Genomic DNA, 20,737 nt, shown 5'->3' with positions numbered 1-20,737 from the left:
CTGCCCTCCCCCTTACGGGAGGGCAGCACCCTTGTGTTTAGCTCCAGCCCCCTCAATGAGCCAGGGGCCTGATCGCTAGCGGTCAGCCCCTGCGCTGGCAGTTGCCAGTGCCGAAGCGCTCGCACCGCTTGCAGGCTGAGAAGCAACCGTGCCTTCAACACCGTCAGCCTCAAGAGCCCGCTGAAGAGCGTCATTCAGACGATTCTGAGCTTCACCATAGGCAGCCCAGTCACCATTCTTCATAGCCTCATCGGCATCTTCCATGGCGCTCTGAGCGTCCTCAAGAGCACCCTGCAGACCTGCAGCATCACTAGGCGCTGAGGCTGAAGAGTCGGTATCAGCAGCTTCAGTGTCAGTTGCCTCAGCAGCTTCAGCCTCATTCACACCGGCGTCCGCAGCGGTTTCAGCACCAGAAGAACCACCAAACAACTCGTTCAGCGCCTCGTCAAGTGTGGGAGCGAAGCCCACATTCTCACCGAAGCCAACCAATACGCGGCGTAGTGACGGGTAGGCAGCGTCGCCCGATGACTGAACATAAACAGGCTGGACGTAGAGAATACCGTCACCCACGGGCAGAGTCAGCAGGTTACCGTTGATCACCGATGACGCACCGGTACGCAGCAGGTTCAGCTCGGTAGAGACCGTTGTATCAGAGTCAAAGACGTTCTGAGCCTGCCCGGGGCCAGGGACAACTGACGAGCGGGGAAGCTCCAGCAAGGATAGCTTTCCGTAGTTCTCGTGTTTCTCGCCGTCCTGACCGGTGCCAGCATCACCATTAGCAGACAAGAAGCCGTACATGACGTTACGTGTGTTGCTATCTGACTGCTGCGGAATAAAGGAGGTAGTCAGTGAGAAGTTAGCTGAATCTTCCCCTGGCATCTGCAGAGATATGTAGTAAGGCGGCAGCGGCTGCCCACTGTCATTGGTGGGGTCGTTAGGAATAGACCACAGATCATCACCGGCATAGAGGCTATTAGCCCGAGTCACGTGATAGGCGTTGAGCACCTCACGCTGAACCTTGAAGAGATCCTGAGGGTAACGCACATGATCAATCAGTGAAGCGCTCATTTCGCTATAAGGCTTGACCGTCTCGGGGAATACCTTCTGCCAAGACTTCAATACAGGGTCTTCGTCATCCCAGGCATAGAGTTTGACCGAACCATCGTAAGCATTGACCGTTGCCTTCACCGAGTTACGGATATAGTTCACCCGCTCGCTGGGCAACGCCTGGGCAACACCGGTGGCAGTGTCAGAGTCAGCGGTTGCGTTATCAAGCTCAGCTGACTGGGAGTAGGGGTACTGGTTGCTGGTGGTGTAAGCATCAACAATCCAAACCACCTGATCATCAACAATCGCGGGGTAAGGGTTGCCATCCACAGTCAGGTAGGGGGCTACCTTCTGAACACGCTCAGAGGGGTTGCGGTCGTAGAGAATCTGGGATTCAGGACGCACCGCATCAGAAAGCAGAATGTCAGATGACTGGTACTTGATAGCGTAGGCAAGACGGTTAAAGGGGTTACCGATGTTAGGCCCGCCGTTACCGCTGAAGGTGTACTTGGCGTCCGTGCCGCTCTCATCGTCAGTGGTCTGCGGGCGGTCAAGCTCTAGCGGCTCATCCTCAGAGGTTCCACCAACAATGGAGTAGTCGGGGGATGACTCACCGAAGTAGATACGGGGCTCATAGCTCTCGCTAATCTCACCGGTTGCCTGGATGCCGGACTGGATGAACTTGGGCTTGCCGTCGGCCTCTACCTGGTTGCCGTAAGCTGCGATAACGCCGTAACCGTGGGTGTAGACCACGTGCTGGTTAACCCAGGATGAACCGGAGTTCTGCGCAGGGTTCAGCTCACGGGCAGCAATAACGGTATCCGTGGGGGTGCCGTCAATATCGTAGCGGTCCACTGAGAGGTTCTGCCCAAACTGGTAGTAGGGGCGGAACTGCTGCAACTGCGCGAAAGCTCCGGAAACCACGTTGGGATCGAGGAGGCGAATGTTCGAGATAGTCTCACTTTCACCCGATAGGGTGCCAGCGGCGGTGGAGGTTTTCGCGTCATAATTAGTGACCTCGATGGCATCCAGACCGTAAGCAGCGCGGGTAGCGTCAATATTGCGCTGGATGTAAGGTTCTTCAGCGGCCTGTTCGTTAGGTACCACCTGGAAACGCTGAACGATCCAGGGGTAGAGGCTACCAGCAACCAGCGAAGCAATAACCAGCACCGCAGTACCAATCATGGGAAGACGCCAATTACCGTTGATGGCTGTCACGACAAAGAGAACCGCGACCAACAGAGCCGCAATAGCGAGAATGGCCTTGACCGGAATGATGGAGTTTACGTCACTGTACATAGCGCCAGCCCAAGAACCGGACTGGTCCTGTGTAGCGTTGTAACGGTCCAGCCAGAGCACAGCGGCAGTCAGCAACAAGAAGATGCCACCTAAAATAGCGAAGTGCTGGCGGAAGGCCTTAGTCGTAGTAATACCCTTTTCGTGCACCAGGATGCCACCGTAGAAGTAGTGCATAACCAGAGCCGCCATCGCTGAAAAAATGACGATAGTGCGCAGAATACCGGTCAACAGGTTCAGGAAGGGCAGGGTGAACATAAAGAAACCCAGATCAATACCGAACTCGGCATCGGTGGCACCGAAGCTTTCACCGTTGAAGAAAAGGAGAACGGTCTCCCACTGGGACATGGCCCCGGTACCAATAAAAGCACCCAGGAGTAGAGGCACTGCAATCAACAGCACCTTACGCATCGAATCAACGCTATCGCGGTAGCGTGCCATGTTCTGATTGAACATTTCTTGGAAATCAGCGTAGGGATCGGGCAAAGGGTTGCCATCAGCGTCAACCCTGGGGCCACGCTGTTGATAACGCTTAGGGTTGGGAGTTTGCAGTTCGCCGCGCTTGTAAGCGTAGAAGAGGCTTGCCCAAATCGCTAACCCTGAAATCAGAGCCACTCCAGCAAAAATGATAATGCGGGTGAGATTCTCAGTGATGAACACCTTGAGGTAGCCCAGCTGGTTGTACCAGAGGACGTCGGTGTACACCTGGCTAGCAAAAACAAAAACTACGATGGCAACCGCAACGATAGCGGCTGTCATCAAGAGGGGTTTATTTCTACGCCGAGGAGCGCGTGAAGAGGTGTTAGCGGTGCTTCCGGTACTCACACATGTTCCTTCGGTATTGTAATGGTGCGCCGCAGATTGAGCGGCTACATAAATAACTGAACCGTAGTGAAACGGTTCAAGGTATTAGGCACCATTCTGCCAAAGAAAACAGGTGGTTTCGAGGTGAAAGGTAACATTCAGCTAGCAGATGGAGAGAAAACCTCAGCCCTCTGGTCTTTAGGAGCAGGTGGGGAAGGTCGCCGGATCTGAACCCTTGCCAATCTGCTCTACTGCCTCCACAGCATCAGTGAGCGTCTCTACCTTCACCACGCTCAGCCCCGCGGGTACTCGACCCACCACTTCATCACAGTTCTCAGCGGGTGCAAGAAAGACGGTAGCCCCCGCCTCCGAGGCGCCCCGCATCTTTTGCGCGATACCTCCAATACCGCCTACGGCCCCATCCGTGTCAATGGTGCCAGTACCGGCGAAGTGTTCTCCCCCGGTCATCTCACCCTCGGTGAGTTCATCAATAATACCGAGGGCAAACATCAGGCCAGCAGAGGGACCACCAACTTCCTCTAAGCCGTAGTTAACGGTCAGCGGAAAGTCAAAGCTGCGTGCCAGATAGAGCCCCAAAAGATAGCTATCGTTTTCTTCGTTATAGATGGGGGTGATAGTGAAATCCCGTTCCGCTCCATCCCTCCGAACGGTGACGGTCACAGCCGCTCCCTGGGGCTTATTAATTGCTTCTGTCAGGCTTTCAAAACCATCTAGGTTAGCACCATCAACCCGCAGAATAACATCCTGCTCCTCAATCAGGCCCTCGCTAGGACCACCCTCAGCCACCCCGGAAACCGTGAGATGCTCGGTAAAATCTTCACCGAGATAGGTAAGCGCTGCCGCTTGAGCTACCTCCTGAGAATTGGTCATCTCCGCCGAATTACGCTGACTGACTTGTTCGTTGGTCACGGTGGGGGCATACATGAGGTCGCTGGGCAACACAGAGCCCGAATCACTCAGCCAGGCTGAAAGTACATTCAAGGCTCCTACCGTTGAGTTAGGCCCACCAGCTACGGATACCGTGGTCATATCTAGAGCACCACTGACCGGGTAGGTCTCTGCGTCCTCAATCTCAATGAGTTGCTTCTCATTAAAGTCACCGATGGTATTAAAGGTGGGGCCTGGCTGCTCGGTCACAAAGTTAGCCGGCACCACAAAAGAAACAGCCACCAATGCCAGAGTTGCCCAAGCACTAACCCTGCGCAAATCGGCGCGGGGTGCAGGGACCCCGCTCTTTATAACCTTCTGAGGAAAAACCATAAGCAATAGCCTACAAGCAAACTAACCCTGCCCCTACCGCGCAGCGATCTCTAGGCCAGTATCTCTGTCGCTTTCCCTTACTCGGCACCCACTATTTACACAGCAGACTCCCACTCGCCCAGGGCTAAACTACGAGGCAGTTGGAGGGCTGAGCAAGTAGGCTGGTAGAAGAACCGTGCAGCTCGGGCTGCGCCCCTACCCAACAAGCGAGGCAGAGCATGACCAACAATCCATTTGGTAACTCCGGCAATGACCCCATGGAAGAATTCTTCAGAAAACTTCAAGAATCAGGCTTCGATCCCAACGCTATGGGTATGGGAGCTAACGGTGCTTTTGACCCCGATGCCATGAAAAATATGGGGATGCCCATCGACCCCGCGATGCTTTCTGGCATCTTCGCGCAGGTTAACGCCATGATGAATGCCCAGCCCACCGATGAACCGGTTAACTGGGACCTAGCTCAGCAGCACGCCCGGCAGGTGATTACCGCAGGCTCTGACCCGTCCATGACATCTAATCAGCAAGGCGCTGTTCGCGATGCAGCCGCCCTAGCCGACCTCTGGCTCGACCCCGTCACCGCCTTCGATCGGCCCGCCTTCAACGCTGAAGCATGGTCTAAGGCAGAATGGTTAGAGAACTCCTTTGACACCTGGAAAGAAATTGCTGGACCCGTGGCGTCTTCGGTTTCTACCGCCATGAACACCTCCATTCAGACCCAGATGCCCGAAGAAATTAAAGGCATGCTGGGCGGGGGCAACATCTTTGCCGGAATAGGCGGCATGATGTTCGGCATGCAGGTGGGTCAAGCCACCGGCCAGCTCGCCGGTGAAGTTGTCTCCTCCACCGATATCGGCATCCCCCTGGCTCCAGGACGCTCGGCCCTGCTCCCCGGCGGTATTGCTGCTTTTGGTGAGGGGCTTGAGATTCCTGCTCAGGAAATTATGCTCTACCTGGCGGTGCGTGAAGCGGCCCTCACCCGTTTGCATAAAGCTAACCCCTGGTTGCGCGAAGACATTATTGAACTGATCAAACGCTACTCACGCGGCATCCACGTTGATATTGAACGGATGCAGGAAGCCGCCTCAGAGATTGAGATTGACCCCACCAATCCCGAAGAAATGATGGCAGCTTTCAGCGGTGACATGTTCAAGCCTCAGAACACAGAGGATCAGCAGCTGGCTCTAGACCGCCTCGAAACTCTGCTAGCCCTCATCGAAGGGTGGGTCACCCTCATCACCGAAGAAGCCACTACGAACCTGCCCATGGCAGTCCAGCTGGCTGAAACCATGGCACGACGCCGTGCTACTGGCGGCCCTGCTGAGCATGCCTTCTCCCAGCTCGTTGGGTTGGAGCTCCGCCCCCGCAAAATGCGCGAAGCTCTGGGTTTCTGGCGCTCCTACGAAGAAGCCCACGGCTTTGAGGCTCGCGACGGTCTCTGGGCAGCACCCGAAACGCTACCTACCAGCGAGGACCTTGATGACCCCGAAGGTTTCATCTCACGCCGAGCTCTGATCAACGCCAGCGAAGACGAGTTCGACGCAGCCCTCGAAAAACTACTCTCCGGCGGCTACGATGAAAAGCCCGGGGCTGAAGACGATAGCTCCGGCCAAGACTAGCCCTTACTGGAAAGCGTCATATGACGGGTAAATAAGGAGCCTCTGTTCGATAACCAACGGTTCAAGGTGCTATCGGACAGAGGCCCTGTGCGCCTTTTACCTAACTAGCCTTACCCCGCTGGCCGAATGTAACGCCCTCCAGGAAGGCTCGTGCTTTTTCAAGCTGCGGGTAGCGAGCTTCTAACGCCCTAAAGCGGGGGCTGTGGTTAGCTTCGAGCAGGTGGCAGAGTTCGTGAAAAAGTACAGCGTCTAGGGCATAGATGGGTGCCCCCTGTAAGACATCGGATATTCGAATACTGAGCTGGGCGGGGGTAGCCGAACCCCACTGCTGTTTCTGGTTACTTACCCAACGCACGGACGCAGGTTCTGGGCACTCCGGCAGATATTGAGCGCGAAGCTGAGCGGTTCGTCCGCTCAAGAAGTCATCAGAGGTGACCTGCTGAAGGGTAGCTTCCTTGCGGGCTCTGCGCGCTTGAACCTTGGGTAGGAGTTTCTCTATGTAGTCCCTGACATCGGCCTGGCTACTCGTAGCGGGTACCAAAAGTCGTATCCGCCCATCATCCAGCGGCTGTGCTTGCACCGTGCGCCTACGCCGCACTGAACGCACCACCTCAATTTCGGGGCGCCCCTCCCCCGCCTCAATGATCTGGACTGATGAGGCCATTAGACTCCCTTGGGGGCAATATCGTTAATAAAGCGGGACCGTTGCCGGCCACTGCGCCCCCCGGGGGTGCGCGAGCGCGACCAGGTAAAGGTCAAGTATTTGCGGGCACGGGTGATACCTACGTAAAAGAGGCGGCGTTCCTCATCGACCGCGTCGCTAGTCTTGGCGAACGAGATGGGCATCAGCCCCTCATTAAGACCGCAGAGGAAGACGGCATCCCATTCCAGACCCTTGGCAGAGTGCAGGGAGGCCAGAGTTACCCCGTTCATGGAGGGGGCATCTCGCTGGGTGGAGCGTTGGAAGAGCACCGCCACGAACTCGTAAATGGTGAGTTCGGGGGGCAATTCAGCAGCATCATTTGTTGTTGCCTGCTGGCGCTGCTGCTCCCTCTCGTGGGTGAGACGGTCAGCTAGAGCCACTAGGGTCTCCAAGGATTCCCACCGTTGACGCACCTGGCCGCTGCGCTCTGGGGCTTTCTCTGACCACCCCAGTGATTTGAGGTTATCTCGTACTAGTTCCGGCACACTCTCAGCGGAGTCCGCGCCCTTGGCAGCTCCTTGCAGCATGCTCAGGGCAGCGCGCACTTCAGCTCGGTCAAAGAATTTTTCAGCCCCGCGTAGCTGGTATTTAATTCCCGCATCGTTCAGGGCTTGTTCTAGTGCGGCCGACTGTCCATTGGTACGGTAAAGCACAGCGATCTCAGCTGCTGGCACGCCGTCCTTCTCGATATAATCTCTGATGTCCTCGGCGATACCGGCAGCTTCTTGCTCATCATCTGCATAACCAAACCAGGCGGCCTCAGGCCCACCCGGACGTTGGGACTTGAGTTCAAGGGGCGGCGCCCAAGAGAAGCGGGTAGAGTCAGGCTGCACCCGGCGCGCTGCCAGCAGGCGGTTAGCCAGCTGAACCACTTGGGGTGTTGAGCGGTAGGCGCGAATCAATTTGACTACCGTTGCGCCTTCAAAGCGGCGGGGGAAATCAAGCAGGTGGCGGCTGGTGGCCCCGGCAAAAGAGTAAATCGTCTGGGAGGCATCACCCACTACGCAGATATCATCGCGCTGCCCTAGCCAGGCATCCAGTAGTCGTTGTTGCAGGGGCGAGACGTCCTGGTATTCATCCACCACAAAGTGCCGGTACTGTTGGTGAATTTGGGCAGCGATCTGCGGGTTCTCTTCAATAATGGCGATGGTCAGTAAGAGGATATCTTCAAAGTCGATGACGTTGCGTTCGTCTTTGAGCTCCTCATAGGTACGGAAGAGACGCACCATATCAATGGGGGTAATATCCGCTGGCAACTCCCGGTGAGCGAGGTTTGGCATCAGGGTGTCAGGTGTCAGCATGGAAACCTTAGCCCACTCAATTTCAGCTGCTAAGTCTCTCACTATCGCGCGATCCGTGCCCAGGCCCAGGCGCCTAGCAGATTCAATGATGAACTGGGCTTTATTTTTGAGGATTTCAGGCGTTGAGCCGCCAATTGCCTGCGGCCAAAAATACTTTAGCTGGGCCAGAGCAGCCGAATGGAAGGTGCGGGCCACCACACCCACTGCGCCCAAAGCGCGCAGGCGCACCTTCATTTCTTCTGCCGCCCGAGTAGTAAAGGTCAGCGCTAGAACACTGCGGGGGTTGTAGCGGCCGATGGCAATGCCGTAAGCAATGCGGTGGGTAATCGCCCGGGTCTTACCAGTACCCGCACCTGCTAACACGCACATGGGGCCGGATATTTCGGTGGCCACCCGGCGCTGCTCCGGGTCAAGGCCCTCAAGGATAGAATCAGCGCTCCGCTGCATTAGCTCAATGGGCTCAGCACGCAGACGATCAATTTCTAGCACGAGGACTCCTTGGGTAGACGGGGCAGTCAACCAGTCTACCGTTTACAGGGCTTTCCCCAGCCAGTGTTCAATCAGACGGCGGGATATCGAGCTTCGGCCAGGTAGCTGAACTTCTTGATGCGTGTAGGCGGCGATGAGCTCCTGGCGGGTGAACCACCGGATGGTCTCTATTTCGGCGCCGTCAGCTTTCACCTGCTCCGGATTATCAATGACTGCGATGTAACCACACATGAGTGAACGGGGAAAAGGCCAGGGCTGGGAACCCAGATAAGCCATGCCGACCACGCGCCCACCGTTTTCTTCCCAGACCTCCCTCATCACCGCGTCCTCCAAGGACTCCCCACCCTCTACAAAACCAGCAAAAGTAGAAAAGAGCCCAGCACCCCAAGCTCTTGCCTGGCCGAGCAGAATTTTTTCCTCTCCTCCCACCTCAGCGGTGACCACTGTAATGACGGCAGGGTCGGTGCGAGGGAAAAGTTCCCGGCCGCTCTGGGTCACCCGCGCCCAACCTGCGCGTATGGAAAGGGTGGGCTCTCCGGTGGCGGGGTCAAACTTGTGGGAACCGTGCCAATTGGCCAGGGAAGCAACAGCTGCCAGAGGCTGGCCCCAGGCGAAAGCCAAGCCGCTCCCCTCATAGCCGTAGGCGGCATAGTCTCGGATCAGCTCCCACTGCCCGCCGGTTTGAGCGGCCAGGACGTCTGCCACGGACTGTTCCTGCTGATCGAAGCCTTGCAGGTTCAGGGGTTGGTGCCCGAGGTCCAAAAAATATTCAAAGTCACCGGTCAGCGCAAGGACCGGGGCATCCCCATCATCTAGAGCCAGTACACCAGCAAAGACAAGATAGGCGGTGTGGTGGCTATCGGTAGCTGCGTAGTCATGCCAGTGCTCAGCCTGCAGGCCGTAGTGCGCCGCAAGGTTCAAGGGTTCGGGAGGCTGCCCGTCTCCCCTGTTTTGCACCAGCACCCTGTCACGGTCCACTGCTAGCACCAGTGGCAGGTGCTCCCAGGGGTAGAGCTTCCCGGAGTCAGCCGCAGTAGCCGGCAGCCCGCCGTCCACCAACTGCCCCACTACCGTCGCCAAGAACCCTGGTTCATCCCGCACGCTCCCCTGCTGGGAGAGACGATGCGACACAAAAGGTAGACGGCCCAGGGGCGAAAAATGCCCCGTCAGCGACAGATTCATCATATTTTCGGCATTCATCGGGTCTATGCCCCTTTATCTCTTGTACCCTGGAAGTGTGACTTCGACACCGCTTCAACTTGCCGCAATCGTATCAGCTGGCGTGCCAGGGCTCTACCCTGTAGCCGCCCTCCCGTCAGCTGATGACACCGTAGACTTTGATTCAGCGATCATTATTGACTCCGCCGACAAACGTTGGCGCGTACGTGCCCCCAAAAATCCAGAAGCTAGCGTGCGCCTTGAAGCGGAGCACATGATCCTTCAATCCTTCTCACCGGGTCTGCGCGCCCGCCTCCCCTTTTTGGTACCCACCATCGTCGGATCGGTACCCCAAGGCGGGCTGCAAACTTTTATCTACTCTCATAATCCCGGTGCGCCGGTCGATATTGATGAGTTAGCAGATATTAGCTACGGCACCCGCGGTGGCAAAACCGATATTGCAGAAGCTATCGCCGGGGCCATCGCCACCGTGCACGTCTTCCCCGAAACCATCGTAGAAGAAGCAGACTTACCTGTTTATACCGGTGAACAGATTCGCGAGCGCCGTCTCGCTGAATTGGACCGCGCCGTAGCAACTGGCAAGGTACCCTCAGGTCTGTTAGAACGCTGGGAAAAGCAGCTCAATGATGTTTCCCTCTGGCAGTTCCGCCCCCGGGTCATCCATGGGGATCTCAACGAAGATAACCTGGTGATTGATAAGAAAACCATTGTTGAGGTAACCGGCTGGTCGGAGGTCTGTGTAGGTGACCCTGCCCAAGATTTCTCCTGGCTTTTTGCCTGCTCAGATACTGACTTCCGCGATCGCATTTTTGATCTCTACCGCAACCAGATGCCTCAGCAACCCGACGAACACCTAGAATCCCGCGCCAACCTTTATGCTGAGTTTGGCTTAGCTCAGTGGCTGATTCGTGGGGTTGAGCTTGAAGACCGTGTGATGGTGTCAGAGGCGGTTTCGATGCTCAGCAGCCTGGAGGCTGAACTGCGCGAGGTGGGGGTACTTGAGCCCCAGCCAGTTCAGCAACTGCCCGAGAAAATCTCGGACGACTTCTAAAGATTACTTTCTCACCTCTTACCCCGCCCCTTTCGTGTCGGAAAGGGGCGGGGTTTGTTTTACCCTGCAGTTTTTCACCAGCTCAGTTTCCTCTGGGAAGGCGCTATAGCCCGCGCGGGTCTACAGGAGGACCCGGCGCTTTTCGGTGAGGCCCGCCAGCAGGCTATCAAGCTTCTGGAGGCAGAAGCATAATCTACATTCTGATCCCCGCTCTTCTCTGGGGCACTACCGGCACCGTAGCCACCTTTGCCCAGGGAGCCGCGCTAGCCCTACTAGCCCTTCCCCAGAGGTTACCTTCAGTGGCGCCTTCACCCGGTACTCAGCCTTGAATTTTGCCCTCTAGAGCTGTGCCGCCTGGCGACGGGCTTTCTTTAACACACCAGCGATTTCCTCTTCGGTTGCTAACTCCTCAATCCTTACTTCGTTGCCCTCAGCAGCGTAGAAGAAGCTAGCGCTGATATTCGCTGGCTCAATCTTGTGCAAGCGAGCAAAGCCGATGCGGTAGAGCCCCAGCTGAAGGGCACGGCTTTTCAGCTCCTTCTTTGAAGGGACCCTGCCGGTCTTCCAGTCCACCAGCTCCCACTTTTCAGTACCGTCCGTATCGGTGGTGCGGAAGATCGCGTCCACGCGACCGCGGACGGTCACACCCTCGACCGGTGTTTCCAGCGGATACTCTATAGCCCACGGCACTTCGTCCGCCCAACGGCTTGCCAGGAAATTCTCGCGCAGGGCGGGCAAATCAAGCTCTTCGGCGGTGTCATCATCGGCAAAGTCTTCCTCCCCCACATCCAGCATGGCACTCTGACCGTAGTGTTCTTCAACCCAGGTATGAAAGAGGGTTCCCTGACGGGCTGCGATGCCGGGGCGCTGGGGCATGGGGCGCTGCAGGTTATCGATCACCGCCTCAGGGTTCTGCGCTAGCTGAACCAAAAGGGAAGCTGAAATGTGTTGCGGTAGCTCAAACTCCTGTTGATCGGCCGGAGCGCGCAAGAGTTCAAGCAGCAGCCTTGTCTCTTCTTCCCAGTCTTCGATATCAGCGGTCTCTTGGGCGTTGCGATCGGCGGGGACCTCGGATAGCTCTCGTGGCTCTAGCCCGCCTTGTAAGACGTTAGTCGCAGCGCGCTCAACCCTCTGACGCGGAGTAAGCCGAGGAGCCGCTTCTCCATCTGGGCCCAGCCCAGCGTCAGAAGTGCTGGTGCCGCTGACTTCTTCCACCCCGGCAGTTTCCAAATCTTCTAAGGAAGACCAGCTACGGATTTCTGGCCCGTTAAAGGGGTCAAAGGGCCAGAGGGCAGTGAGTAGTGTGGCTGATTGAGGGTTACCGGCTTCAAGCTGAGCCTCATCAACGCGCGCTAGTAGCTGGGCGGCGTTCTGGTGACCGGCACTCGCCAAGTCCTGACCTAGATCAAGTAACTCTTGCAGGAAGTCTGAGACCTGACGTGGTTTAGCCCCGGTGCCCTTCCAGGATGAGCTGGTCAGCACCAGCAGAGACCGCGCCCGGGTGAAGCCCACGTAGGCGAGCCGGCGTTCCTCGACTACCCTGTGTTCAACGGCCTGCTCCTTCATAACGCCCATAAATTCGCCGAAGTCCTTAAGGTTCTCAAAGTTATCGCGCCAGGGCGGCAGATAATTGGCATCCCCGCGCAATGGCCAAGGCAGGGTATCCCCCTTCTTAGTCCAGCGTTCATCCTTACCATCAGGGAATTCACCGGCAGCTACGCCGGGAATATAGACATGGTCCCACTCTAAACCCTTAGAAGCATGCACGGTGAGCAACTGCACCGCATCATGGCGCGGTGCCTCCACCGCCATATCCAGCCCACCTTCTTCAGCGGCAGCGGCATCCAGCCAGGCCAAAAAACCGCTGATACCGCTAGCTGATGCGCCGGTGGCAGTCAGCGAAAAACGCACGGTTTCTTCAGCTTCATCAGCATCAAGACCATTAGCTGCGGCCAGCAAGAGAGCGTTGATGCGCGGGGCGCTGGACTCGTAGGTGGCTGCGACCCCATGGAAAGCATCCAGGTGCTGCCGGGCTGCGTGCGAGCGGACGCCGGGGCGAGCAGCCAGCTCAATATCTAGCAGCATGGTGCGCTCAATTTCATAAAGAAGGGTTGAAAGGTCATCGGAGGTGAACTGACGCAGATAATTAATTTCTGCTGCTAGTGCCTGCAGACGGCCACGAGCCGCATGAGTCAATGACCGACCGGTGCGGGCGCTGACCCAGCCCTCAGGGGGAAGATTTTCAAGAGCCTCAACCAGTGACGCCCCGTCTGAAATATCGGGGGCAGCAGAATCTAGAATACGGCGGTAGCGCTCATTACCCCTGGCTCGCTCGGCTTCTTTAAGCCGGGTGATGTCCTGTCTACTGCTGAGCCCCCGTGAACGTACCTCATCAAGCTCATCGAGGGTTTCTTGTTCTACGCGCAGGGCAGCTGCCTCACCGGTGATACCAAAACGAATCTCATACTCGCGTTGTTGCTTGAGTGCCCCCGCCCAGTCGGCGAAGGCCAGCAGATCACTGACCCCCAGGCGCCAGCGAGCGCCGGACAGCAGTCTCATCAGCGCGTCAGATCGCCCCGGATCTGAGAGCACCCGCAAAACCGCGACGGTATCAACAATCTCAGGGGTATCCAGCAAACCGCCCAAACCAACCACCTGGTAGGGCACGCCCTTGGCCTCGAAGACCTCCCGCAGAGGTTCCATTTGGGCTCTCTTTTTGCACAGTACGGCCATAGTGGGCATCTCGGCTAGGGGACGGTGCGCGAAGGGCTCTCGTTGCTGCGCAATTTTTTGAGCGATAACCTCAGCTTCTTCCCGATCGGTCAGGTACTCCCCTATTTCAACCCGGCCACTACCCGGATCGGGACGTGGCACTAAGTGGGGTACTTCGATGGAATGCTGTGAACGAACCCAATCGGGCTGCAGAGCCAGCGGGGCTGCGTTGGCGTTAGCAGCCGCCAAAATAGCGGTGTCGTTGCGCCAGGCAACCGTCAGATAGCGGGCGGTGCGGTCAGCGGTGGGGAAGAAGTTATAGAAGCTAAAGAGTTGGCCATCTGAGGCGCCACGGAAACCATAGATGGATTGTTTGGGGTCGCCCACTGCCATGACCGGATGTTCTGCAGCACCGTTTCTGGCTCCATACAGATCAGAGAAAAGCTGCATCTGGGCATGGGAGGTGTCCTGAAATTCGTCCAGGAGCACCACCGCAAATCGTTCACGCTCTGTAGCCGCGGCTAGCGGGACCTCCTTGGCGATTCGAGCGGCGCAGGCAATAAGATCACCGTAGTCCATGACCTGCATTCTGCGTTTGATCTGGGAATAGCGCTTCACCAGCTCAGCATAGAAAATGCGCAGTTCCAGCCCCTGAACAAGAGTGCGCTGTTCAGCAGTTGCACCCTTACCCGTGGGCTTGCCTAACCCTTGAATTCGTTGGATTTGCTCCTGGCACCAGTCACTGACTTGTTGAGGGGTCACCAGATGCTCAGCGCACTCGCCTGAGAGCTGTAAGACCGAGCTGACCATGGTTGATTTTGCAACCTCTTTTTCAGGTAGCTTTCCATCGTAGTGCTCTACCAACTGCGCTACCAGCTGCCAGGCCTGAGCGCCACCTAGCATCTGTGCGTCATCCTCAATGCCGATGCGCAAACCGTAGGCGGCTACCAGAGAATTTGCGTAGGAATGGTAGGTCGATACTACAGGGTCACCCACCGGTTCGTTTTGCGCACCTGGCACCTGGCGCACCAGGTTCTGCCGGCGCAAATCTTCTAGACGCCCGCGCATACGCTCGCGTAGCTCACCGGCGGCCTTACGGGTGAAGGTAACACCCAGCACCTGGTCCGCACGCACCAGCCCATTAGCCACCAGCCAGACCACTCGATCCACCATGGTCGCTGTTTTACCCGAACCTGCACCAGCCACCACCAGACGCGGAGTGAGGGGTGCTGAGATAATCTCAGACTGTTCGGGGGTAGGGCGGGGCCGGCCCAGGGCATCAGCAATCTGCTCTGGAGTCAGGTAGGGGTGCTGGCTATCAGGGAGGGAAGTAGTCATCATCTTGTTCCTTAGAGGGCCGAGCGGACGGTTATTTGCCTGCCGCGGGAGCATAGCGGGCAGATATCGGGCAGAGCACAGCCAATACCAAAGGCGCCGCCACCCGCATGACGAGCTTGTAGTTGCTCACCGGCAATGAGTTCTGCGGCCCGGTTAATGAGTTCTACTGCCCATGCGCTATCAGTATCGAGGGGAGCCTGCGCCTGTTCACCGTAGCTCTTAGTGCTGTCGCCAATCTGTAGCAGCAGGGCTCCGCCTGAGAGCTCGCGTAGACCGGTGAATTCCAGGGTTTCTCGGCTAGCAGAGCCGTCAGGACGCTGGTCGGAAGAATGCTCTTGCTCTGCTTGGTCCTGCGTGAGGGCTTTTTGCATGAGCTGGCCAGCGCCTGCTTCGAGAGCCACCTGGTAGGCCGCGAGCTGGGGGTGTTTTTCAAGGTCAGCTTTCGAAGGCTTAGACTTACCAGTTTTGAGGTCAATGATGATGAACCTCCCCAGCTGATCTTTTTCAATGCGGTCAACCCGGCCCGAAAGCAGGGCGTCCCGGGCAGGGCCCGGCACCAACACGGTAAAGGAACCTTCAACTCCCACGAGCTCGCGTCCTTTACCGGGCAGTTCAGCCACGTAGCTGGCGAACTTTGAGACCATCTGCTCAGCCCGTTCGATGGTCTTGCGGCTCTCCCAGGTGTCCGGTAACCCCAGGGTGGGGAGCCGTCGGTGAAGCTCCTCTCGCAACTGGTGGCCAGGGGCATCCGGGAAGTCCTCACAAATAGAGTGAATAAGTGTGCCTAATGAACGTGATGCGTCTGTAGCAGCTTCAGCTTTAGAGGCTGAGACGAACCAGTCTAGAGGTGAGCGGTGGATCTTCTCTAGTTGGGACGGCGAAATCGGCACCGGTCCATCCCCCTCGAAGGCAGGGGTTGAAGACGATAGCGGTAAAAGGCCCCACCAATGAGCAGGGTTTACGCCGGGTAACCCCAGACCAGCGGTGTTCTCTGTGTTACTCAGGCGGTTGAGCAAACGGGCCGCGGCATCTGCCTTGCTGGGCGAGATATGCTGGCTTTCAGCCCACTGACGCAACTCCGCAATAAGTGAGCGCAGGGTCATTGGCCGGCGCACCTCGGTGTTAGACCGTTCGCCGCCGAGGGCCGGGACGAAGATATCGAGCAGTTCGCTGGCTGCCTCGTCGGCGGACGAGACCGCTGTACAGACCACGCGGTAGCTGGCACGGGAGACGGCGGTGGAAAACATACGGAACTCATCAAAGCGGGTTTCTTTGAGACGTTCTAGGAGCCGCCCGGAACCAGGTGTAGCACCGGTCGCCAGATCAACCAGATCTTGGGTTCCTAGCAGAGAACCACGCACGGTGGTGTTAGGCCACGTGCCTTCTTGCAAGCCAGCGATATAGACCGTCTCCCACTGCCTACCGGCGGCCAAGGCTGGGGTCATAATTTCTACCGCATCTCGGTTGCCAGTGCGTTCTGCCAAAGTATCCATGGGCAGGTCTTGGGCATCAATGTAGGTGAGGAACTGCTCGGCAGTGGCACCGGGCATCTGGTCGGTGTAGCGTTCTGCGGCCTCAAAGAGCCCAATCATAGCGTCAATATCACGGTTAGCACGATCTGCAGCTGTTCCGGTACCAGCGGCTAGTTTCTTCCATTCAGCAGCTAGACCGGACGCCTCCCAGAGCGCCCAAAGCACTGTTTCAGCGGTCGCACCCGGTTGATCCAGTGCGATATTGCCTGCTTTGAGGACAGATGCCAGTCTGCTAGCGGCCCTACCCGCCCCGCTGGTGGGTAGCAGCTCGGGGTGAATCAGGGCTTCAACCAGCAACTCATCGCTGTTACGCCCCCTCCCTGCTCGCAGATCAGCGGCACGTAGATGCTGACGCAGACGGCGAATTTCAGCGGTGCTGGCTCCACCCAGACGGGAAGTGAGTAGAGACAGCGCTGTATCAACTCCAAGACCCCAAGCAGAACCCGGCGCCGGGATGAAGGGTGAGACCTCCCCCGTTTCGGTAAGTTGGTTCCGACCTTCAGCCGACGCTTGGTCCTCTGTGGAGACAGTCTCAGGGGATTCTCCCAGCGACCTGGTATGAAGCAGGAGCCCCAGGGCATCGAGGAAAGGGCGAGCTGCTGGTTCATCGCGCACCGGGGTAATAGAAGCTGCTGTTTGCACGGGCACACCCAACCCGGTAAGCGCTCTCTTAATCCGGGTGACATCCGAACCGTTGCGCACAATGATGGCAGAGCGCCGGTAGGACCTGCCCCGGTAGAGGTGGTCCTCTAAAATCATCTGCCCCAGCAGGCGGCTCTCGTGCTGGGAACTTTCGACGGTCAACCCCAAGACCGCGGGATGAGGATCTGCCGCTTTTTCAGGGTCAAGCAGGGCTCCGTCGTCCCCCAGAGGAAGCAAAGCTTGATCACCTTCAACCTGCCGTGAAGTAAATGAAAGCTGACGCGGGTGCACCGCACCGGGGACGGCAGGCAGGCGGCTGACTACGGCAGCCCAACTGCTGGCTACGGCCTCTGGCATTCGGTAAGAGACTGTTAGTTGCTCTTGAACCAGCTCCCCCATCATGGCAGTCAGCCCGGACGCTAGCTGGGGTACCGCGCCGCGGAAGCCCTGCACCACGGTATCTGTGCAACAGGCCAACATCACACGGGGTGCGGCACTAAAAGCTGAGGCAAGGTGCTCTGCGGTTTGTTCGTCCATCCCCTGCAACGAACTGCGGCTATGACTTAACAGATCATCCAACGACCTACCCACCAGTGCAGAGAGCAGTCGGTAAATAGAGGGAGTTAGCTCCTGGACATCATCCACCAGCACCACCTCAAACCGAGACCGTTCGGCCGCCAAAAACTCAGGATGAGCCAGCAGAACCTTAACCGCCTCATGAATAAGGGCAGCGGCGTCAAATGCCTGGGGTGCTCGCAGGGCACGAATCTGCCGGTACTCGGCATAGAGCTTGCCCACCGCCACCCATTCGGAGCGCCCTGTCTGCTGCCCCAGCTCCTGCACCGCAGCAGCTGAAAGGTCATGTTCTGCCAGGCGGTCAAAGAAATCTCGCACCTCGTGCCTAAAACCCTTGGTGCCCAGCGCCTCACGCAGGTCCTGGGGCCAAGTCAGGCTAGTGCCATGCCCCTGACGGTGCCCTTCCAGAAGTTCTCTAATCAGAACATCCTGCTCGGGACCGCTCAATAGTTTGGGGGAAAATTCGACCCCCGGCAGGTAGCCACCCACATGCGCCCGCCGCAACAGGTCAAAAGCGTAGGCCTGCCAGGCACGCACCGGAGCAGTAGAAACGGTAGCGGAGATACGTGATGAAAGCTCCTCGCGGAAGCGAGTGGCAGAGACCCTCGAAGGGGTCAGCACCAGCAGGCGAGCAGGGTCAGCTCCGCTGTCCAAAAACTCCTGGGCTGCACGCAGCAGACGCTCGGTTTTACCCGTGCCCGGCGCACCCAAGAGAAGACGGGCAGGCTGTTTTGCTCCATGAAGGTGTTCAGCGGTCATCGGTGCTCTCCTTTGGCTCTACCCCATCATTCCATCACAAGGGACTGACACTTTAAGCATTGTGCACTAAAGCGCAAAGAATATTTTTTATCATCTGTTGCCAAAGGCTACTATCGAGGTATGACTTCATGGACAGACCTGCCCCGCGCCACTTTCGACCTCGAAACCACCGGCATTGATCCCGCTACAGCTCGCATTGTCACGGCATCCCTGGTCTTGGTGGACGCCGACGGGCAGGTACTGCGCGCCGGTGAATGGTTGGCTGATCCCGGTATTGAAATCCCTGCCCAAGCAGCCGCAGTGCACGGCATCACCACCGAGTACGCTCGTGAGCATGGTCAGCCTGCAGCGAAGGTTGCCTACGAGGTAGCGATGGCGCTGGGAGGTCTCTTCGCGGACGGGGTGCCCGTGATTGCTTTCAACGCTGCCTACGATTTCTCTGTCATGCACCACGAGCTGGCCCGCTACGGTTACCAGCCGCTCACCTGCCACCCCGTGCTTGATCCTCTTGTTATTAACAAGCACGTGCACAAGTTCAAAAAGGGCAAACGCACCCTAGAAGTTCTTGCCGGCGAATATGGCGTAAAACTTGAAAACGCTCACACTTCGAAGGACGACGCTCTGGCAGCCGAGCGCCTGCTGACCGCCATGAGCCTGGAATACGACGAGATTGAGCAACCTGCTGCTGACCTGCACAAAGCCCAAATTACCTGGGCTGCTGAGCAGGCCAAAGAGCTACAGGAATACTTTGACCGCATTGGCAAACAGGCTGACATTAATGGTGAATGGCCGGTGCGTACGGGCGAGTAGGATTAAAGCCGCATACCTTTCTTAGACCTGTGAGGGCACCATGAACGACACCATCAGCGCCGCCTACAGGGGTTCAACCCCCAGCGAGCACCGCCTGCTGATGGACCAATCAGCAGTAGTAATGAAACTTGGCCTGTTGCTCATGCAGTCTGGGGCCTCTGCCTACAGGGTTAAGTCCTCCATGTCACGCCTTGCAAGAGCAGTGGGGCTGGATGAGCACCACGCCCAGATTAGCTTTACCGAGATCTCTACGACCTCTTATTCGGGGAACAACTTTCGCACCGAGGTTGCCGAGACTCGTATCAAAGGTATTAACGCCTTCAAAATTGATGTGCTGGGCGACTTTGTTTCCTCCCTACCCGAGCACATCAACCCGGTACAGGCCAGCGCTACCCTGGATCGCATCGGCGCTGAAAAGCCCCTCTACCCTCCCTGGCTCCTAGCCCTAGCAGCTGCTTTTGCCTGCGCAGGCTTTGCCTTCCTCAACAGGGGCGGCATCATCGAGTGCGCTGTAGTATTGCTCGCTGCCTTCACTGGCCAGCTACTACGCTCCACGCTCGCGCACCAGGGGATGAACCATGCAGCAATCTGGTTACTTTGCGGCCTATTGTCAGCGGGCCTTTATGTTGGTGCTATGAGCGTTCTTATTGCCCCTGGGCTCATTGGCGATAACCACCTGGTGGGCTTTATATCGTCGGTGCTCTACCTGGTGCCCGGCTTTCCTCTGGTGACCGGGCTCTTAGATCTTTTCCGCATGGACTTTGCCGCCGGTATCAACCGGCTGACCTACGTTATGCTGCTGTTGGTGTCCGCCTCCTGCGCTGTCTGGCTGGTGTCCACAGCCTTTGATTTGCCCTTAGAGCAGGCTGCGGCACCTCATCTTGCTACCTGGTTACTGGTACTAGCGCAGGTGGTGGCGTCCTTCGTAGCAGCTTTCGGCTTCGCCATGCTTTTCTCTGCCTCCCCTCTTGCCTGCTTCTGGGCCGGGGTGATTGCCGCCGGTGTGAACCCGGCTCGTATCTGGTGGGTGGAGGCGGGGTGGGCACCCCATCTGGCGGTTGCAACCGCTGTTTTTGCTGCCGGGGTGCTGTCTGAGATTCTTGCCCCCGCTTTTGGACGCCGCGTCTCCCGCGTCTCTCTCTCGGTGCCGGCGGTTGTGACCATGGTCCCGGGTGTCAGTTTCTATATGTCCATGGCACATTTTTCCAACGGGAACATCGCTGCGGCGTTGGAGAGCTTTGTACAGGTGCTCTTCATCTTTATGGCGCTAGGTATGGGGCTGGCTTTCTCACGTCTACTCATGGACCCCGATTGGCGTTACGACCGCGACACCCAGGACGTCGCCAGCCTGCCGACCGGCCACACCCGTTAGGCTCCCAACTCCCTAAGGACTGTTGGGGAGCAAGCAAAAACCCGGGGTCTTTCGATGTGCCCCGGCAGCATCAGACCGATAAATTGCATCAAATGGACCCACGTTTTTCTAAAATCGTGTAATCTTCCACTCACTATCTTACAGAGATAGTGATGATAAAAAGCAGGCGCACCTACTTCCTGCCAACGATTGAGCTGATCAAGAAGCAAGTGCGTCTACTGTGATGTGA

12 protein-coding genes are annotated in these 20,737 nt (G+C 57.4%); 5 read left to right on the top strand and 7 right to left on the bottom strand.

From position 1 onward, the window contains the following. Positions 1–75: 75 nt before the first annotated feature. Together ABD982_RS03345 and ABD982_RS03340 are read right to left on the bottom strand one after the other, a co-directional pair. Positions 76–3,102: a UPF0182 family membrane protein gene (locus tag ABD982_RS03345; RefSeq protein WP_345445767.1), complete on the bottom strand. Its 3,027-nt coding sequence runs from the start codon at positions 3,100–3,102 to the stop codon at positions 76–78. Positions 3,103–3,345: 243 nt separating this feature from the next. Continuing rightward, positions 3,346–4,428, bottom strand: coding sequence for a YlbL family protein (locus ABD982_RS03340; protein ID WP_345444730.1), 1,083 nt, complete (start codon positions 4,426–4,428; stop codon positions 3,346–3,348). Between the two features lie 218 nt (positions 4,429–4,646). On the opposite strand from ABD982_RS03340, the gene ABD982_RS03335 reads away from it, so the two are divergent. After that, on the top strand, positions 4,647–6,044 hold the full coding sequence (locus ABD982_RS03335; protein WP_345444727.1) for a zinc-dependent metalloprotease: 1,398 nt from the start codon (positions 4,647–4,649) through the stop codon (positions 6,042–6,044). Positions 6,045–6,144: 100 nt separating this feature from the next. On the opposite strand, the gene ABD982_RS03330 is transcribed toward ABD982_RS03335, so the two are convergent. The 3 genes from ABD982_RS03330 to nudC all read right to left on the bottom strand — a co-directional run bounded on the left by ABD982_RS03330 (position 6,145) and on the right by nudC (position 9,737). Further along, the gene (locus tag ABD982_RS03330) at positions 6,145–6,708 is read right to left on the bottom strand and encodes a M48 metallopeptidase family protein (protein ID WP_251379084.1); all 564 of its coding nucleotides are present in this window, start codon (positions 6,706–6,708) and stop codon (positions 6,145–6,147) included. Next, positions 6,708–8,495, bottom strand: a complete 1,788-nt coding sequence (locus ABD982_RS03325) for an ATP-dependent helicase (protein WP_345445765.1) — start codon at positions 8,493–8,495, stop codon at positions 6,708–6,710. The genes ABD982_RS03330 and ABD982_RS03325 overlap by 1 nt, the downstream gene beginning before the upstream one ends. 84 nt (positions 8,496–8,579) lie before the next feature. Next, positions 8,580–9,737, bottom strand: coding sequence for an NAD(+) diphosphatase (nudC, locus tag ABD982_RS03320; protein ID WP_345444723.1), 1,158 nt, complete (start codon positions 9,735–9,737; stop codon positions 8,580–8,582). Positions 9,738–9,774: 37 nt separating this feature from the next. Between nudC and ABD982_RS03315 the strand changes: the two genes are divergently transcribed. Together ABD982_RS03315 and ABD982_RS03310 are read left to right on the top strand one after the other, a co-directional pair. Then, positions 9,775–10,767, top strand: a complete 993-nt coding sequence (locus tag ABD982_RS03315; protein WP_345444720.1) for a phosphotransferase — start codon at positions 9,775–9,777, stop codon at positions 10,765–10,767. Between the two features lie 54 nt (positions 10,768–10,821). Beyond that, a complete protein-coding gene (locus tag ABD982_RS03310) occupies positions 10,822–10,959 on the top strand; it encodes a hypothetical protein (RefSeq protein WP_345444717.1) in 138 nt (45 codons plus the stop codon). 147 nt (positions 10,960–11,106) lie between these two features. On the opposite strand, the gene ABD982_RS03305 is transcribed toward ABD982_RS03310, so the two are convergent. Together ABD982_RS03305 and ABD982_RS03300 are read right to left on the bottom strand one after the other, a co-directional pair. Next, a complete protein-coding gene (locus tag ABD982_RS03305) occupies positions 11,107–14,820 on the bottom strand; it encodes an ATP-dependent helicase (protein WP_345444715.1) in 3,714 nt (1,237 codons plus the stop codon). An 8-nt stretch (positions 14,821–14,828) separates the two neighbouring features. Further along, positions 14,829–18,326, bottom strand: a complete 3,498-nt coding sequence (locus ABD982_RS03300) for a PD-(D/E)XK nuclease family protein (protein WP_345444713.1) — start codon at positions 18,324–18,326, stop codon at positions 14,829–14,831. A 120-nt stretch (positions 18,327–18,446) separates the two neighbouring features. Here ABD982_RS03300 and ABD982_RS03295 point away from each other — a divergent pair, with 120 nt between their 5' ends. Together ABD982_RS03295 and ABD982_RS03290 are read left to right on the top strand one after the other, a co-directional pair. Next, positions 18,447–19,136, top strand: coding sequence for a 3'-5' exonuclease (locus tag ABD982_RS03295; protein ID WP_345444710.1), 690 nt, complete (start codon positions 18,447–18,449; stop codon positions 19,134–19,136). Positions 19,137–19,176: 40 nt separating this feature from the next. Further along, positions 19,177–20,508, top strand: a complete 1,332-nt coding sequence (locus tag ABD982_RS03290; RefSeq protein ID WP_345444707.1) for a threonine/serine exporter family protein — start codon at positions 19,177–19,179, stop codon at positions 20,506–20,508. Positions 20,509–20,737 lie beyond the last annotated feature (229 nt).

Source organism: Rothia endophytica (assembly GCF_039543885.1).
Lineage (GTDB): Bacteria > Actinomycetota > Actinomycetes > Actinomycetales > Micrococcaceae > Rothia > Rothia endophytica.
This window is presented reverse-complemented; position numbering and strand designations above follow the sequence as displayed.

Excerpts from the sequence above, each read along its gene's own strand:
- ABD982_RS03305 (WP_345444715.1), bottom strand. The coding sequence starts at position 14,820 with ATGATGACTACTTCCCTCCCTGATAGCCAGCACCCCTACCTGACTCCA.
- ABD982_RS03345 (WP_345445767.1), bottom strand. The coding sequence starts at position 3,102 with ATGACAGCCGCTATCGTTGCGGTTGCCATCGTAGTTTTTGTTTTTGCT.
- ABD982_RS03335 (WP_345444727.1), top strand. The coding sequence starts at position 4,647 with ATGACCAACAATCCATTTGGTAACTCCGGCAATGACCCCATGGAAGAA.
- nudC (WP_345444723.1), bottom strand. The coding sequence starts at position 9,737 with ATGAATGCCGAAAATATGATGAATCTGTCGCTGACGGGGCATTTTTCG.
- ABD982_RS03330 (WP_251379084.1), bottom strand. The coding sequence starts at position 6,708 with ATGGCCTCATCAGTCCAGATCATTGAGGCGGGGGAGGGGCGCCCCGAA.
- ABD982_RS03325 (WP_345445765.1), bottom strand. The coding sequence starts at position 8,495 with ATGCAGCGGAGCGCTGATTCTATCCTTGAGGGCCTTGACCCGGAGCAG.
- ABD982_RS03300 (WP_345444713.1), bottom strand. The coding sequence starts at position 18,326 with ATGACCGCTGAACACCTTCATGGAGCAAAACAGCCTGCCCGTCTTCTC.
- ABD982_RS03295 (WP_345444710.1), top strand. The coding sequence starts at position 18,447 with ATGACTTCATGGACAGACCTGCCCCGCGCCACTTTCGACCTCGAAACC.
- ABD982_RS03340 (WP_345444730.1), bottom strand. The coding sequence starts at position 4,428 with ATGGTTTTTCCTCAGAAGGTTATAAAGAGCGGGGTCCCTGCACCCCGC.
- ABD982_RS03290 (WP_345444707.1), top strand. The coding sequence starts at position 19,177 with ATGAACGACACCATCAGCGCCGCCTACAGGGGTTCAACCCCCAGCGAG.